Annotated in this window: 17 protein-coding genes; 11 read left to right on the top strand and 6 right to left on the bottom strand. The window is 71.0% G+C overall.

What is annotated here, in order from left to right; genetic code table 11:
• Positions 1-58: 58 nt before the first annotated feature.
• Genes CNR27_RS00675 through CNR27_RS00650 form a run of 6 tightly spaced genes read left to right on the top strand, consistent with a single transcriptional unit; the run spans position 59 to position 6,863 of the window.
• Complete coding sequence (locus tag CNR27_RS00675) at positions 59-742, top strand: RDD family protein (RefSeq protein ID WP_096296480.1); 684 nt, start codon at positions 59-61, stop codon at positions 740-742.
• Positions 739-1,740, top strand: coding sequence for a stage II sporulation protein M (locus CNR27_RS00670; RefSeq protein ID WP_096296479.1), 1,002 nt, complete (start codon positions 739-741; stop codon positions 1,738-1,740). The genes CNR27_RS00675 and CNR27_RS00670 overlap by 4 nt, the downstream gene beginning before the upstream one ends.
• Positions 1,730-3,382, top strand: coding sequence for a DUF4129 domain-containing protein (locus tag CNR27_RS00665; protein ID WP_096296478.1), 1,653 nt, complete (start codon positions 1,730-1,732; stop codon positions 3,380-3,382). Before CNR27_RS00670 ends, CNR27_RS00665 begins: the two co-directional genes overlap by 11 nt.
• Positions 3,382-4,509 carry a DUF4350 domain-containing protein gene (locus tag CNR27_RS00660; protein WP_096300115.1) on the top strand — a complete coding sequence of 376 codons (1,128 nt, stop codon included), beginning with the start codon at positions 3,382-3,384 and terminating at the stop codon, positions 4,507-4,509. The genes CNR27_RS00665 and CNR27_RS00660 overlap by 1 nt, the downstream gene beginning before the upstream one ends.
• A gap of 25 nt (positions 4,510-4,534) precedes the next feature.
• On the top strand, positions 4,535-5,527 hold the full coding sequence (locus CNR27_RS00655) for an AAA family ATPase (RefSeq protein WP_096296477.1): 993 nt from the start codon (positions 4,535-4,537) through the stop codon (positions 5,525-5,527).
• A gap of 34 nt (positions 5,528-5,561) precedes the next feature.
• Positions 5,562-6,863 carry a DUF58 domain-containing protein gene (locus CNR27_RS00650; RefSeq protein ID WP_096296476.1) on the top strand — a complete coding sequence of 434 codons (1,302 nt, stop codon included), beginning with the start codon at positions 5,562-5,564 and terminating at the stop codon, positions 6,861-6,863.
• A gap of 100 nt (positions 6,864-6,963) precedes the next feature.
• On the opposite strand, the gene CNR27_RS00645 is transcribed toward CNR27_RS00650, so the two are convergent.
• From CNR27_RS00645 to CNR27_RS15100, 5 genes are all read right to left on the bottom strand, one after another.
• On the bottom strand, positions 6,964-7,338 hold the full coding sequence (locus CNR27_RS00645; protein ID WP_096296475.1) for a YciI family protein: 375 nt from the start codon (positions 7,336-7,338) through the stop codon (positions 6,964-6,966).
• Positions 7,339-7,365: 27 nt separating this feature from the next.
• On the bottom strand, positions 7,366-7,608 hold the full coding sequence (locus tag CNR27_RS00640; protein WP_096296474.1) for a DUF3297 family protein: 243 nt from the start codon (positions 7,606-7,608) through the stop codon (positions 7,366-7,368).
• 68 nt (positions 7,609-7,676) lie between these two features.
• Positions 7,677-7,961 carry a DUF4031 domain-containing protein gene (locus CNR27_RS00635; protein ID WP_096296473.1) on the bottom strand — a complete coding sequence of 95 codons (285 nt, stop codon included), beginning with the start codon at positions 7,959-7,961 and terminating at the stop codon, positions 7,677-7,679.
• 151 nt (positions 7,962-8,112) lie between these two features.
• Positions 8,113-8,676, bottom strand: a complete 564-nt coding sequence (locus CNR27_RS00630) for a DUF3016 domain-containing protein (protein ID WP_096296472.1) — start codon at positions 8,674-8,676, stop codon at positions 8,113-8,115.
• 77 nt (positions 8,677-8,753) lie between these two features.
• On the bottom strand, positions 8,754-8,972 hold the full coding sequence (locus CNR27_RS15100; RefSeq protein WP_157745162.1) for a hypothetical protein: 219 nt from the start codon (positions 8,970-8,972) through the stop codon (positions 8,754-8,756).
• A gap of 96 nt (positions 8,973-9,068) precedes the next feature.
• On the opposite strand from CNR27_RS15100, the gene CNR27_RS00625 reads away from it, so the two are divergent.
• From CNR27_RS00625 to CNR27_RS00615, 3 genes are all read left to right on the top strand, one after another.
• Positions 9,069-9,725 (top strand): murein L,D-transpeptidase catalytic domain family protein, encoded by a 657-nt coding sequence (locus CNR27_RS00625; protein WP_096296471.1) that lies wholly within the window; start codon positions 9,069-9,071, stop codon positions 9,723-9,725.
• Positions 9,726-9,801: 76 nt separating this feature from the next.
• Positions 9,802-10,803 carry a L,D-transpeptidase family protein gene (locus CNR27_RS00620; RefSeq protein ID WP_096296470.1) on the top strand — a complete coding sequence of 334 codons (1,002 nt, stop codon included), beginning with the start codon at positions 9,802-9,804 and terminating at the stop codon, positions 10,801-10,803.
• Positions 10,804-10,806: 3 nt separating this feature from the next.
• A complete protein-coding gene (locus CNR27_RS00615) occupies positions 10,807-11,487 on the top strand; it encodes a M23 family metallopeptidase (protein WP_096296469.1) in 681 nt (226 codons plus the stop codon).
• A 137-nt stretch (positions 11,488-11,624) separates the two neighbouring features.
• Here CNR27_RS00615 and CNR27_RS00610 read toward each other — a convergent pair whose 3' ends face one another.
• Positions 11,625-12,308: an arylesterase gene (locus tag CNR27_RS00610; protein ID WP_096296468.1), complete on the bottom strand. Its 684-nt coding sequence runs from the start codon at positions 12,306-12,308 to the stop codon at positions 11,625-11,627.
• 86 nt (positions 12,309-12,394) lie between these two features.
• Between CNR27_RS00610 and CNR27_RS00605 the strand changes: the two genes are divergently transcribed.
• Both CNR27_RS00605 and CNR27_RS00600 read left to right on the top strand, forming a co-directional pair.
• On the top strand, positions 12,395-13,105 hold the full coding sequence (locus tag CNR27_RS00605) for an ABC transporter ATP-binding protein (RefSeq protein WP_233580306.1): 711 nt from the start codon (positions 12,395-12,397) through the stop codon (positions 13,103-13,105).
• On the top strand, positions 13,102-15,630 hold the full coding sequence (locus tag CNR27_RS00600; protein ID WP_096296466.1) for an ABC transporter permease: 2,529 nt from the start codon (positions 13,102-13,104) through the stop codon (positions 15,628-15,630). The genes CNR27_RS00605 and CNR27_RS00600 overlap by 4 nt, the downstream gene beginning before the upstream one ends.
• Positions 15,631-15,783 lie beyond the last annotated feature (153 nt).

The following is a 15,783-nucleotide window of genomic DNA, read 5'->3' as shown; positions in this document are numbered from 1 at the left end:
TGGGCCACCACACGGACGATGCGCGAGGGCGCAGGACGGCAGGGAGCCGCGGCGCCTGATGCTCGACACCGTCCGCGAGGTGCACACGCCCGAAGGCGTCGCATTGCGGCTGCCGGCGGCAGGTCCGGTGCCGCGCGCGCTGGCCTGGCTGATCGACCTGGCGATCCGCGCCGCGTTGCTGATGGCGATCTCGATCGTGCTGGGCCTGCTGGGGCGCTTCGGCAGCGGGCTGTACCTGATCGCCCTCTTCCTCGTGTTCTGGGGCTATCCGGTAGTGTTCGAGGCGCTCTACAGCGGCCAGACGCCGGGCAAGCGGGCACTGTCATTGCGCGTGGTGTCGGTCGACGGCGCGCCGATCGGCTGGATGGCGAGCTTCATCCGCAACCTGATGCGCACGGTCGACATGCTGCCGTTCGGCTATGGCGCGGGACTGGTGGCGAGCTTGGCGGACCCGTGGAGCCGCCGGCTGGGCGACATGGTCGCCGGCACCCTGGTGATCCATGCGCCGCGCGAGCGCACGCACGTCGATGCGCCGGCATTCGCGCCGTGCGCGCCCGCGGTGCCGCTGCAGGCGCACGAACAGGTGGCGGTGGTCGCGTTCGCCGAACGTGCCCATGCGTTGACCGGCGAGCGCCAGCAGGAACTCGCCGACATCGTGGCGCCGCTGACCGGCGCGCGCGGCGAGGCCGGGGTGCGGCGCCTGCTCGGCGTGGCCAACTGGCTGCTGGGGCGGCGCGCATGAAGCAGGATGCATTCGTCGCGCGGCACCAGGCCGAGTGGGATGCGTTCGAGCGCTGGCTCGATGCGCGCGCCGCCAGTCCGCGCCGGGCGCGTCGGCGCCGTGGCGAGTGGGATGGTCTCGCGGACGAGGACGTCCCGTCGCACTACCGGCGGCTGTGCCAGCAGCAGGCGCTGGCCCGGCGCCGCGGCTACAGCCCCCAGGTGACCGCGCGGCTGCAGGCGCTGATGCAGCGTGGCCACAACGTGCTCTATCGGCCGGCGCCGACGCCGTGGCGACATGCACTGCGCTTCCTGCTTGCCGATTTTCCGCGCCTGGTGCGCGCGCAACGCGGCTGCCTGTGGGCGTCGCTCGCGTTGTTCGGCTTGCCGCTGCTGCTGATGTTCGTGCTGATCCAGCAGTGGCCCGAACTGGCCTACGGCGTGATGTCGCCGCAGCAGCTGGCGCAGGTCGAGGACATGTACGACCCGGCGCGCCTGGCCGCGCGCATGACCCGCGAAAGCCAGACCGACATGCAGATGTTCGGCTACTACATCTGGAACAACGTCAGCATCGGCTTCCGCACCTTCGCCAGTGGTCTGCTGGCGGGCGTGGGCACGATCTTCGTGCTGATCTTCAACGGGCTGTTCATCGGCACGGTGGCCGGGCACCTGCAGGCGATCGGCCACGGCGGGCCGTTCTGGCGCTTCGTCGTCGGACATTCGGCGCCGGAACTGACCGCGATCGTCATCGCCGGTGCCGGTGGCTTGCGCCTGGGGCTGGCACTGGTCGCGCCGGGCCAGCTGCGCCGCATCGACGCGCTCGTCCGGGCCGGGCGTGATGGCGGGCGGCTGTGCGTGGGCATCCTCGCGATGCTGGTGTTCGCCGCGTTCGTCGAAGCGTTCTGGTCGTCCACCGTTGCCATGCCCGACCCGATCCGGTTCGGGGTCGGCGGCGGCCTGTGGCTGCTGACCGGGCTGTGGATGTGGCGCGGCGGACGCGGGGCGGCCGATGCGCGTTGACAGCGTGCAGGTCGAACTGCGCCCGCGCAGCGCGTGGGAGGCGATGGAACTGGGCAACGCGCTGGTGCGCCGGCATGCGCGCGCGATCTGGGGGCCCTCGCTGCTCCTGGGGCTGCCGGTGTTCATCGCGCTCAACGCACTGGGCTGGGCGCTCGACCGGTTGTGGCTTGCGGCGCTGCTGATGTGGTGGTTGCTGCCGGTGTTCGACCGCGCGCCGCTGTTCGTACTGTCGCGCGCGGTGTTCGGGCCTGCGCCCGGGGTCCGCGCGACCTGCGCCGCCCTGCTGCGCTGGGGCTGGCGTCCCCTGCTGGGCCATCTGACCTGGCGGCGCCCGAGTCCGTGGCGGGCGGTGACCCTGCCGGTCGATCTGCTGGAAGGTCTTGCAGGGCCACCACTCGCGCAGCGGCGCCGGCTGCTGGCCGACGGCATCGGCGGTCATGCGCTGCTGTTGACGGTCATCTGCCAGCTGTTCGTGCTGACCCTGCTGGTGTCACTCGGCGTGCTGGTGCTGATCTTCGTTCCGACCGAACTGCTGTCGGAGTCGGCGCGGGCGATGTGGGCCTTGGTCAGCGAGCACCCGCCGCGCTGGATCCAGCTGCTGGGCAACCTGGCGTTCTGGCTGGCGCTGGGGCTGATCGAACCCTTCTATATCGGCGCCGGCTTCGGCCTCTACCTCAACCGCCGCACCCAGCTGGAGGCCTGGGATCTCGAGATCGCGTTCCGGCGTCTGCGCGCGCGCCTGGCGCCTGCGGGCACGTTGATGCTCGGCTTGCTGCTGGCCGGTCTGCTGTTGGCGCCGATGTCGGCCTCGCATGCCCAGGCGCCGGCAACGGGCGACGGGGCGGCGGGCGGAACCGGACCAACGATCGGCGCCCCACCGCACCGGTCGGACGAGGACGTGGGCACCAGGAACGAGGAACTGGCCGCGGCTGCCCGCCAGAGCGCCGCCGGCCAGGCGCAGGACGAGGCGCAGCGGCCGACGCTGCCCGAGGTCTTCGCCACGGTCGAGGACGACCCTGCCTTCGCCGGCGCCGTCGAGCGCGCCTACGCCGATCCGCTGCTCGACGGCAAGCGTGTCGTCACCCGCTGGCAGCGCAAGGACGAGGCTGCGCAGGCCCCCGGCTCCGGTCCCGATGCGGGCGTACTGGCCGTGATCGCGCGGGTGCTGGCGCTGTTCGCCGAATACGGCCTGTGGATCCTGCTGGCGATCCTGGCCGCTGTGTTGGCGGCGACCGCTCGCCACTGGTGGCCGTGGATGCGCGAGACCCTCGGGCCGGTGCGCGAGCCACGCGCGATCGTCGTCGAGGAGGCTCCGTTGCTGCCCGAGGCACTGCCGGCCGACCTGGTCGCCTCGGTGCGCCGGTTGTGGAACGACGGATGGCGCCGGCGCGCGCTGGCACTGCTCTATCGCGCCAGTGTCGAGGCGATGGCCACGCGTGCAGGGGTCACGCTGGTGCCCGGCGCCACCGAAGCGCAATGCCTCCGCGCGGCCCGGCGCATGCCCGATGCCGGAGACCGCGACGCGTTCGCCGACATGGTGCGCGTCTGGCAGCAGGCCGCGTACGGACAGCGGATGCCTGACGAGGCCGGTCTCGAGGCCCTGCTCGCGCGCCTCGCCCCACGTTTCGGATGGCGCAGCTGATGGGCAGGCCGACGCGCATCGGGCTGGGGCTGCTGGGCCTGCTGGTCGTCGCACTGGCAGTGGGCTGGTTCCTGCACACCCACGAGCGGGTCGACGAGTCGGAGGACCTGCCGCCGCGCGGCGAGGCCGCGTACAACCCCCTCTATGCCCTGCGCAAATCGCTGACCGCCGCAGGGCTGCCGGCACAGTCGCGCCAGCGGCTGCAGCTGGCGCGGGTGCCGCTGGGGCCGCGCGACACCTTGCTGCTCTACAGCGACCCCAGGGCACTGCAGCCATCGGAAATCGAAGCGCTGCTGCGCTGGGTCCACGGCGGTGGCCATCTGCTTGTTCGTACGCCCCTGCCGCGCCGCAGCGCGGAGGCCGCGCCCGCCCGGGATCTGCTGGCGCGGTTGGGCGTGCGCACGGTCGAGGGCCCGACCCGCTGCGAACCGCTGCTTGTCACCGGCCAGGAGGGACACGTGGAGTTCTGTCGCGGCCGGCGCTTCCTGCTGGTGGATGCGGAGCCCGAGCTGAGCTGGGGCGACGGCGGCGAGGACGGCCTGGTATTTGCCCGTCTCGGTTACGGCGCGGGCACGGTGGACGTGCTCGCCGACTTCGACTTCCTGCGCAACGGCGACCTGCGTGAACCGCCGCACGCGCTGCTGACCCGGCAGCTGCTTGGCCCCAACTGGGGCGAGGGCACCGTGCATCTGGTGTACGCGGCAACCGTGCCGCCGCTGTGGCTGCAGATCCTCACCCGCGGCTGGATGGCCTGGGGGCCGTTGCTGCTCGCACTGCTCGCCTGGTTGTGGATGCGCACCCAGCGACTGGGCCCGATGCTGCCGGCGCCGCCGGTCGCGCGGCGTGCACTGCTGGAACATGTCACCGCCAGCGGCGCGCACCTGGTGCGATACGGCCGTGCGTCGCTGCTCTACGACGCAGTGCGCGCCGCATTCGTCGAGCGGCTGCGCAGACGCGATCCGCTCGCTGCGGCGCTCAAAGGCGAGCCCGGTATCGACGCCATCGCCCGGCGCACCGGCGTGGCGCCGCGCGACGTCCGCCAGGCGCTGCAGGCGCCGGCGCCCGATGATGCGAAGGCCTTCCGCCAGCGCATCGCCCGCCTGATCCAGATGCGAAAGAACCTGTGAGGACGAACCCCATGAGAGCTCGACCATGACCGAACTGCCCGTGCCTCCACCCGCGCCGATCGCCGGCGATGCGCTCGCCGAACGCGTCGCCGCGGTCCGCGACGAAGTCTCCAAGGCCTTCATCGGCCAACCCGAGGTGCTCGACCAGATCCTGGTGGCGCTGCTCGCCGGCGGCCATGTGCTGATCGAAGGCGTGCCGGGCCTGGGCAAGACGCTGCTGGTGCGTGCACTGTCGGCGGTGCTGGGATGCGGCTATGCCCGCGTGCAGTTCACCCCCGACCTGATGCCCAGCGACGTCAGCGGTCATGCGGTGTGGGACACCCGGAGCGAGACCTTCGTGGTCCGCCGCGGCCCCATCTTCACCAACCTGCTGCTCGCCGACGAGATCAACCGCGCGCCTGCCAAGACCCAGTCGGCGCTGCTCGAGGCGATGCAGGAACAGCAGGTGACCATCGAGGGCCACAGCTTCGAGCTGGCGCCGCCGTTCATGACCCTGGCCACGCAGAACCCGGTCGAGCAGGAGGGCACCTATCCGCTGCCCGAGGCGCAGCTCGACCGTTTCCTGCTCAAGGTGCTGATCGATTACCCCCGGCACGCCGACGAGGTGGCGATGGTCACGGCAATCAGCAGCGGCAAGGTCGCGGCCGATTTCGACCTCTCCCGGCTCGGCACGGTGCTGCAGCCGGGAGAGATCGTCGCGCTCCAGCGGGGCACCGCGGCGACGGTCGTGGACGCAGCGGTGATCGACTACGCGGTACGCATCGCAGCGGCCACGCGCACCTGGCCGGGTATCGCGCTCGGCGCCGGCCCGCGCGGAAGCCTGGCGCTGGTGCGCGCGGCGCGTGCGCAGGCGGTGCTGTCGGGCCGCGACTTCGTCACCCCCGACGACATCCGCGAGATCGCACTGCCGGCGCTGCGCCATCGCATCGCGCTTGCCCCGGAACTGCAGATCGAGGGCCAGGACACCGACCAGGTGCTGCAGGCCCTGCTCGCGCGGGTGGACGCGCCGCGCAGGTGACAGCCTTGCGCCGCCACTGCCGGGAGGCGCGCGGATGAGGCCGACGATGGCGCTCATCGTGCTGCTCGCCGTCTGGGGGCTGGGCGGGGTCGCGGCCTCGCTGTGGCCGCCGGCGATCCCGCCATGGCAGCTGTTCGGAAGCGCGCTGCTGCTGCTGTCGATCGCCGACCTGGCGATGCTCGTGCGCCGCCCCACACCCGATGTCGTGCGCTCGATGGCGGACGCCTGGCCAATCGGTATCGCGCGGCCGGTGTCGCTGCATATCGACGGCGGGGCGAAGGCGCAGCACGTCGAAGTGTTCGATCTGCATCCGCCCGGCTGGCGCGTCGACGGCCTGCCGCGCGCGCTGCGGCTGGCGCCCGGCACCGTCGCCCGCGTCGACTACACCCTGCAGCCGGACATGCGTGGGCCGGCGCAGTTCGAAGGCGTGCAGCTGCGGCTGCGCTCGCCACTGGGCCTGTGGCGGCAACGGCGCGAGGCCGGCACGCCCAGGCAGGTGCGGGTGTTTCCGAATTTCGCGCCGCTGACCCGCTTCGCCCTGCTCAGCGCCGATCGTGCCTCGCGCCTGGTCGGTGCCCACATCAAGCGCCGCCGTGGCGAGGGCACCGACTTCCATCAGATGCGCGAATACCGGGTGGGCGACAGCCTGCGCCAGATCGACTGGAAGGCGAGCTCGCGCGCGCGCAAGCTGATCTCGCGCGAATACCAGGACGAGAAGAACCAGCAGCTGGTCGTGGTGCTCGATACCGGCCGCCGCATGCTGGCCCAGGACGGCGCGCTGTCGCATTTCGACCAGGCGCTCGACGCGGCGCTGGTCGTGTCGTATCTCGCGCTGCGCCAGGGGGACGCGGTCGGCCTGCTGGCGACCGGCGGTGAGCGTCGCTGGATGGCGCCACAGCGCGGACTGGCTGCGATCGACACCCTGCTGCGGGTCAGCCATGACCTGCAACCGCAGCCGGTGGCGACGGACTATCTCGCCGCGGCCACCGAGCTGTCGCGGCGGCAGCGACGGCGTGGCCTGTTGATGCTGGTGACCAACCTGCGCGACGAGGACATCGACGACGTCCTCGCCGCAGTGCGCATGCTGCAGAAGCGGCATCTGGTCGTCGTAGCCTCCCTGCGCGAGCGCGCGCTCGACGAAGTGCTCGACGCCGACGTGCACGACCACGACGATGCGGTCCGCGCCGGTGCCACTGCGCGGTATCTGGCCCAGCGCAAGGCCGCGCACGATGCCCTGCGCAATCACCGCATCGGCGTACTCGATGTGACCGGGGACGAGCTGCCTGCCGCGCTGGTGCAGCGCTATCTGGCGATCAAGCGCGACGGACTGCTGTAGGTCCTGCCGCCGGATCCGGCGACAGGATGGGCAGCGGCTTGCTGTCGCGCCTGCCCGGGTCGGTCTCGTCTGCAGTGGCAGCGGAAGGCGGCGAGGCGGATCAGGCGCCTACGCGCGCGCGGACCTGGGCGATATCACGCACCGGCCGCACCTCGATGCTGCCGGTGCGGGCCCACGGCAGCTCGCGGGCGATGCGCAGCGCGTCCTCTTCGCTGTCGGCTTCGATCAGATTGAAGCCGGCGAGCATCTCCTTGGTCTCGGCGAACGGGCCATCGAACACCTGCGTGCGTCCGCCGCGGCTGCGCACCGTCTTCGCGGTGCTGGCGTGCTCGAGCTGCTCGAAGCCGAGCAGGGTGCCCTGGGCGCGCAGCGCGTCGGCATGCTGCAGGCAACCACGCATCATCGTGTCGAATTCACCTTCGCCCAGGCCGTCGAGCAATGCATCGTCGGTGTAGACCAGCAGCAGGTACTGCATCGGAGTCTCCCGGGCGCGCCGACGGCGTCAGGCGTCGAGGTGGAAATAGGGTTCGACGGTCCCGCGCAGCTTCACCGTCAACGGCTGGCCACGCCGGTCGAGCGCACGGCCCGCGGCCACGCGGATCCAGCCTTCGCTGATGCAGTATTCCTCGACGTCGCGACGCTCGTTGCCGTTGAAGCGGATGCCGATCCCACGGTTCATCGCGGCCTCGTCGTAGTGCGGGCTGCGCGGGTCGTTGGACAGGCGGTCGGGCGGCGTATCGGTCATGGTCTGGGTGGCGACTGGGAATGTGCGCGCAGGATACCGCCGCGGCGCGCATGCTTCATCCCCGGCCGTTATCGCGTTGCGCCGCCGGCCTGCCTGCGTGCGTTGGCGATCACCGCGTGGACCAGTGCGCGGTCGCGATGGCGCGAGATCGCCACCGCGCCAAGTGCGATCGCGCGATCGCGCATCGCGGCGGTGACGTCGTAGTGCGCGCCGCTCGCGCGGTCCTGGAACGCCCGGCGCGGCATGCCGAGGGTCGATGCGAAGGCGTGCAGTTCATCCAGCGTGTCGGCCATCAGGTGCGCCCAGCGTTCGCCACGCCAGAGGTGCACCGCATCGTCGACATATACGGTCATGGCCAACCTGCGCACGGGCCCATCGCCCGGCGAGGATGATAGTCGCGCGTGCGGTCCGGCCCATGCATCGCGCGGACATTCGCGTCGAGCCGGACCCCGATTCGCGGCGGATCCATACGTGCGCGCGGCCGCGTTCCATGCGTCGGGTAACTCAGTGCTGCGCGAGCGCGGGTTTGATGTCCCGGCGCAGCCAGTCGTCGATCAGCTGTTTCTCGTAGCGCAGCGAGTCGCTGCTCATGCCCGCGGGCCCGCGCTGCATGAAGGCCAGGTCGCGCAGTTCACGCGAGCCTTCGGCAATCACGTTGCCGTCGGCGTCGCGCAGCACGAAATCGAGGTCGATCCGCGGCGGGTAGATGTCCTTGATGATCCGCACATCGTCCATCTGCGGTCCCTGCCACGGCTCGTACATGCCGGCGCGGCGGATGTCGCGGATGGTCACGTCCAGCGTATCGCCCGCGGGCAGCTGGCGTTCCGCGCGCTGGCGGATGTAATAGGCGATCTGTTCCACCCAGTCGCCCCGGCGCGCCTCCCAGCTATTGCCGCTCAGGCGGATGTCGGAGAACGCGGAAGGATCGGTCCACTGCACCGCGACCGGGCTGTCTGCCGGCAGGCTGCGTGGAAGATCGGGATCGGTGACGTCGCTGCGGGCAAGCACCGGCGCGGAAATGGCCGTGAGCGCAGCGGCGAGGAGCAGGGACAGGGAACGTCGGTTCATCCGGATTCTCCCAGTGTGGCGTGCGTCCAGGAACACGGACAGACGCCAATTGTGCGCCCGAGGCGCTTAACAGGTGCTCAAATCGGCGGGATATCGGCATCGTCCGCGCTGCCCGGCACGCGCGGCTCGGCCGCTGTGACGGCGTGGCGGCGACCCATCGACCGGTACGCGGGCGGCTCGATCGGCACCGCGCCGGCCGCGACCCCGTGCACGACTTGGCCTTCGAAGCTCGCTGTCGAATCCATCGCCGCGCCCCCGCGGGGTGGGGTGGCATCGGCCGAGCCGGCCTGGCGCAACAGCCCAGCACGGGCGGCAGTGCAGGCCCTGCGGCGTAGGCGCATTGGATTGGCCGGTCTGCGGGCGGTCATCTGGCACCCGTTAGTCTTCTCCCCATGCGTTCTGTTCTATGTTCGACCCTGATGTTCCTGGCGCTGCTGATGGCGGCGCCGGCGAAGGCCGCCGGTCCGCTCGACCGGCTTTCCCAGGCGGCTCCGTCGCTCGACCGGCGGGTGCTCGCACTCGCGCTCCAGGCGCGCACCTGCGCGGCCCGCAGCGGGGATGTCGGGGAGCGACTGGCGGTGATCGACTACTCGCGACCTTCGACCGAAGTCAGGATGTGGGTGTTCGACGTCGCGGCCGGGCGGCTGCTGCATGCCGAACATGTGGCGCACGGGCGCGGCAGTGGCGAGAATCTGGCCACCGCCTTCTCGGACGTCGACGGCAGCCACAAGTCCAGCCTGGGCCTGTTCCGCACCGCGGAAACCTACGTCGGCGGCAACGGCTACTCGATGCGGATGGATGGGCTGGAGCCCGGATTCAACGGGCGTGCACGCGAGCGTCTGATCGTCATGCACGGTGCGAACTACGTCGACCCGGCACAGGCGAAGCGCCAGGGCAGGCTCGGACGCAGCTTCGGCTGTCCGGCGGTGCGCAGCGAGGTGGCGCGCGTGGTGATCGATTCGCTCAAGGACGGCCAGCTGCTGTTCGCCTACGCCGCCGATGCCGACTGGCGCGCGAACTCTCCGCTGCTCAACTGCCCGCACGGCTGAATGCGAGCTGCCGGCTTCACGCGTCCGGCGCGGTGCGCCCGGGAGGATGCGCGCACACCGTACCCGAGGAGCCCGCATGACCCATCCATGGATTCGCAGTGCAGCCACACTGGTCTGCAGTTTCGCCATCGTCGCCGCACTCCCGGCAGGGGCGCAGACACCCGCCTCGCAGCCGTCGGAGACGCAGCCGACGGGCGCACTGACCGCCGAAGCCGTCAATAACGCAGCGCCCGATGCCGGCGATGCGGCCCTGCTGCGGGTCCAGATCCTGCTCGATCGGATGCATTTTTCGCCTGGCGAGATCGATGGCCGCGGCGGCACCAACACCACGCGGGCGATTGCCGGCTTCCAGCGCCATCGCGGCCTGGAGGCCACCGGTGAGCTCGATGACCGGACCTGGGCTGCGCTCACCGAGGGCGACGCGGTTGCACTGGCCCCCTACACCCTGACCGCCGAGGATGTCGCCGGACCGTTCGCGCAGATTCCGGACGACATGATGGCGCAGTCGAAGCAGGACGCCCTCGGCTACGAGGATGTCACCGAGGCGCTCGGCGAGCGCTTCCATGCATCGCCCGCGCTGCTGCGCAGGCTCAATCCGGATGCGGAGTTCGCCGCCGGCACGCGCATCGTCGTGCCCAACGTGACGGACGCCGCTCCCTTGGCCGAGCCGGCGCGCGTGGTGGTGAGCAAGTCCGATTCCGTGGTGCGCCTGGTGGACGCTGCCGGCAAGGTGTACGCGCAGTTCCCGGCGTCCACAGGCTCCGAGCACGACCCGCTGCCGGTGGGTGAGTGGAAGATCGAAGGCGTCGCGACCGACCCGACCTTCCACTACAGCCCCGACCTGTTCTGGGATGCCGATCCCTCGCATGCCAAGGCGGTGCTGCCGCCGGGCCCGAACAATCCGGTCGGCAGGGTGTGGATCGACCTGTCGAAGCCGCATTACGGCATCCACGGCACCCCGGAGCCGGCGAACATCGGCAAGACCCAGTCGCATGGCTGCATCCGCATGACCAACTGGAGCGCGCGCCGCCTTGCCGAGGTGGTCAAGCCGGGCATGGCCGCAAGCCTCGAGGAATAGACCATGCGTCGGCCTGGACTCTGGATCGCGTTGATTGCGGTCGCGGTGCTGGTACTGGTCAATGTCGCGTGGTGGCTGCGGCAGGGTGCGCCGCTGATCGAGCGGAACCCGACGCAGGTCGAGACCACGGACGCCGTGGTGGCGCCCGCGCCGCTCCCGGACCGGCTCGCCGTCGCGCCTGCGGTGACGCCGTCCGCCCCCCCCGTCGCCCCGACCCCGTCTCCCGCGGCGGACGGGCTGCTGCTGCCGGTGCAGGGCATCACCCTTGCCGATATCCATGACACCTTCGACGAAGCCCGCGGCAGCGAGCGTCGCCACGAGGCGCTCGACATCATGGCGCCCGCCGGGACCCCGGTAGTGGCGGTGGCCGATGGGACGATCGAGAAGCTGTTCACCAGCGACGCCGGCGGCCTGACGATCTACCAGTTCGAGCCGAGTGGTCGCTTCGCCTACTACTACGCCCATCTGCAGGGCTATGCGCCGGGCCTCGCCGAGGGCGCGCAGGTGAAGCGTGGCGACGTGCTCGGCACGGTGGGCAGTACCGGCAACGCCGATCCGGCCGCGCCGCACCTGCATTTCGCCGTCTTCCGGCTGACCCCGGCCCGGCAATGGTGGACGGGCGAGCCGATCAATCCGTATCCGCTGCTGGGCGGAAGCAGGGCCGCGGACGTGCCGATCCCCTGAGTGACGCGCGGCCGGGCCGCGACGGGCCCGTCCGCGCCGCGCGGGACAGCCCGCAGGTGATTCGCCAGCGGCCAGCCCGTGGTCCGGGCCGGACGCCGGCGTGCTTCAGCGGCGGGTTCGACCCTCCCGGCCGGAGATCAGTCGAGCAGGGGCTGCAACGCCGGCCAGACGTGATCCAGGATCTGCGCCTGCGCCTCGGCCGTGGGATGCAGGTTGTCGTCCTGGAAGTTCGCCCGGTCGCTGGCGATCGGCTCGAGCAGGAATGGCAGCAGCGCGGTGTCGAAGGTGTCGGCGAGCAGCTCGTAGTTCGCCTCGAAACCGGCGGTGTAGTCCGCGCCGAGGTTCGGTGGCATCCGCATGCCCACCAGCAGCACCTTCGCGCCGACGTGCTGGGACGCGCCGATCATCCGGGCGAGGTTGCGGCGCGCATCCGCCAGCGGCAGGCCACGCAGGCCGTCGTTGGCACCGAGCGCGATGATCACGACCGCAGGCCGCTCGCGCACGACAGCGTCGACGATCCGCGATGCGCCGCCGGCGGTGGTCTCGCCGGAAATGCTCGCATTGACCACGCGCCAGCCCGGCGCCTCGCGCTGCAGGCGCTGTTGCAGCAGGGCCACCCAGCCTTCGGCCGCGGACATGCCATAGCCTGCCGACAGCGAATCGCCCATCACCAGCACGGTGCGCTCACCGGACTGTGCGGGGGCGGCAGCGGGCGCCGGCTGCGCCTGTGCTAGAACGGGCAGCGCCAGCAGGCAGGCCAGCAGCCAATAGGCCAGCCGCGCTTGCATCCGGCGGCGCACGGCCGCAGTTCCCTCTGTCATTCCGGTTTCTCCGTTTCGGCCGACGCCACTCCAGGGCGGCGCCGGTCACTGGTCATTGAAGGATATCTATGCACGACGGCCCCCCCATGCAAGCTGAAACGCGGCGCAGGTCGGCCCATGCGCTCGAAGTGGACGGACTGGGCAAGCGCGTCGAGCTGCCGTCCGGAGCACTGACGATCCTGCAGGACGTCGGCTTCCGCATCGCGCACGGCGACACTGTGGCGATCGTCGGTGCATCCGGCTCCGGCAAGAGCACGCTGCTGTCCCTGCTGGCCGGGTTGGATACGCCCAGCAGCGGCCGCGTGTCGCTCGATGGCGAGGCCATTTCCACGCTCGACGAGGACGGCCGGGCGCGCGTGCGCGGCGAGAAGGTCGGCTTCGTGTTCCAGAGCTTCCAGCTGCTGCCGGCGCTGACCGCGCTGGAGAACGTGATGTTGCCGCTCGAACTGCGCGGCGACCGCGAGGTCGAGGGCCCGGCGCGTGAGGTGCTCGCGCGCGTGGGGCTGGCCGAACGCCTGGGGCATTACCCGCGCCAGCTCTCGGGCGGCGAGCAGCAGCGCGTGGCGCTCGCGCGCGCGTTCGTGACCCGGCCGTCGTTGCTGTTCGCCGACGAACCCACCGGCAATCTCGATACCGCCACCGGCCAGTCGATCATCGAGCTGCTGTTCGCCCTCAATGCCGATGCCGGCACGACGCTGGTGCTGGTCACCCACGACGATCACCTGGCGCAGCGCTGCCAGCGCCGGCTGCGCATCGACAGCGGCCGACTGGTCGCCGACGAGGCGATGCCCGCATGAGGACGGCCGCGCTCGCGTGGCGGCAGCTGCGCCGCGACTTCAAGGCCGGCGACATCGGCATCCTGTTCGCCGCGCTGGTGCTCGCGGTGGTCGCGGTGACCGCGGTCGGCTTCGTGACCGACCGGGCCGAGCGCGCGCTGGCGATCGAGGCCAACCGCCTGCTCGGCGGCGATGCGGTGGTACGCGGCGATGCACCGATCGAAGGCGCGATCCGCGATGCTGCGCAGGCGCCGGGCCTGCAGTCGGTCGACACGGTCGAGCTCGACAGCATGATCCGGGTCGGCGAGGGCGATGCGGCCAATCTGCGCCTGGGCGACGTGCGTGCGCTCGGTGACGGCTTTCCGCTGCGCGGCGCGTTCCGCATCGCCGGCGCCGACGGCATCGAACGCGACGCCGCGGCAGTGCCCGAGCCCGGCACCGTGTGGATGAGCCGCGCCGGCGCCGACACGCTCGGCGCCTCGGTCGGCGATACCGTCACCTTGGGCACATCCGCTTTCCGGCTGGCGGCGCTGGTGCTGCAGGAGCCGGACGCGTCGATCGACTACTTCAATGTCGCGCCGAAGGTGTTCCTGCACCGCGCCGACCTAGAGGGCACCGGGCTGGTCCAGCCCGGCAGCCGCATCCGCTACCGGCTGGTCGTCGCCGGTGACGCCAATGCGGTCGACACCTTCACCGCCGTCGCCCGCGCCAATCTCGGCCGTGGCCAGCGCGTGGAGACCATCGGCGATGCGCGTCCGGAAGTGCGCTCATCGCTCGATCGCGCCGGTCGCTTCCTCGGCCTTGCCGCGCTGGTGTCGGTGATCCTCGCCGCGGTCGCGGTCGCGATGGCCGCGCGCCAGCATTCAGCCCGGCATCTGACTTCGGTCGCGGTGATGCGCTGCATGGGCGCGCAGCAGCGCACCCTGGTCGGCATCCATGTCGGCGAACTGCTGCTGCTGGGCGTCATCGCCTGCACGCTGGGTGTTTTGATCGCCTTCGCCCTGCAATGGGGCATCGCCCGTTGGCTGGAATCGCTGCTGGGCCTGTCGATCCCCGCCGCCGGATGGATGCCGGCGCTGCAGGGCTATGGCGTCGGGCTCGTCGTGCTGATGGCCTTCGGCGCGCCGCCGGTGCTGGCGCTGCGCCGGGTGCCGGCCCTGCGCGTACTGCGGCGCGATCTGGGCGGTTTCGAGCCGAGTGCCTGGCTGGTGGGCAGCGCGGGTTTCGTGGGCCTGGCCGCGCTCGTGTGGTGGAAAGCCGGGTCGGCGACGCTGGGCGGGGCGATGCTGGCCGGCATCGCGGCGACGTTCGCCGTGCTTGCGCTGCTGGCCTGGGGCCTGATCCTGCTGGTGCGCGCGCTGCGCACGCGGCTGCGCGGCAGCCTGCGCTACGGCCTGGCCAATGTGAGCCGGCGCGCGGGGACCAGCGTTGCCCAGGTCACTGCGCTCGGTCTTGGCCTGATGGCGTTGCTGCTGCTGACCTTCGTGCGCACCGACCTGCTGGATCGTTGGCAGCTCGCGCTGGGCCAGGACGCACCCAACCGTTTCATCATCAACGTGCAGCCCGACCAGCTCGATCCGCTGCGCGCCTTCATCGCCGAGCAGGGCGTGGACGCCCCGGTGCTGTTCCCGATGGTCCGCGCGCGTCTGGTGGAACGGAACGGCGAGCCGGTGCGCGGCGAGGACTATGCCGGGCGCAGCGGTGACGAGGTCCAGGACCAGCAGGCGCAGCGCCGCGCCGAACGCGAGTTCAACCTGTCGATGCAGACGGATCTGCGCGACGACAACCAGGTGACGGCAGGCAGGTTCTGGGGCGGCGACACGCCGGCCGCGCCCGAGATCTCGGTCGAGGAGAACTTCGCCAGGGATCTCGGCTGGCAGATCGGCGACCGCATCACCTTCGACATCGCCGGACAGCGATTCGAAGCGCCGATCACCAGTTTCCGCAGCATCGAATGGGAAAGCTTTCGTCCGAACTTCTTCGTCGTCGCCTCGCCGGGCGCGCTGGATGCGTTCCCGGCGAGCCACATCACGGCAGTGCGGGTCCCGCCCGAGGCCACGCGCTTCACCGCCGATCTCGTGCAGCGGTTCCCCAACCTGTCGGTGATCGACATCGACGCGGTGCTGACCCAGGTGCGCAGCACCGCCGACCAGGTCTCGACCGTCGTGCAGGTGGTGTTCTGGTTCTCGCTGGCTGCGGGCGTGCTGGTACTGCTGGCGGCGGTGAGTGCCAGCCAGGACGAGCGCCTGCTCGAAGGCGGGGTGATGCGCGTACTCGGCGGCAAGCGTGCGCAGCTGCGTCTCGCGCAGGCCTCGGAGTTCGCGGCGATCGGCCTGCTTGCCGGCCTGGTCGCGGCGATCGCCGCATCGATACTCGCCGGCGTGATCGCCGTGCGGGTCTTCGATCTGCCGTGGACGCCGAACTGGACCCTGGCTGCGGCCGGCGGCGGAATCGGCGTGCTGATGACCCTGCTTGCCGGCCTGTGGGCTACGCGGCGCGTGCTCGACGCGCCGCCCTCGGTGACGCTGCGGGCGCTGCAGGAGTGAGGGGAAAAATGGCGGACGAAATCGCTACTGCCGGGCTTGGAATGTCCGTGATGTCACTGACGGTGTAACGCAGAGCACGACTGCGGCGGCGCGGGGCGATCGCACGGCGCTGCTTTGCAGCGCGTGCGTGTCCATCAGCACGTCGGGAGAAAA

Source organism: Luteimonas chenhongjianii, from assembly GCF_002327105.1.
Taxonomy (GTDB): Bacteria; Pseudomonadota; Gammaproteobacteria; order Xanthomonadales; family Xanthomonadaceae; genus Luteimonas; species Luteimonas chenhongjianii.
This window is presented reverse-complemented; position numbering and strand designations above follow the sequence as displayed.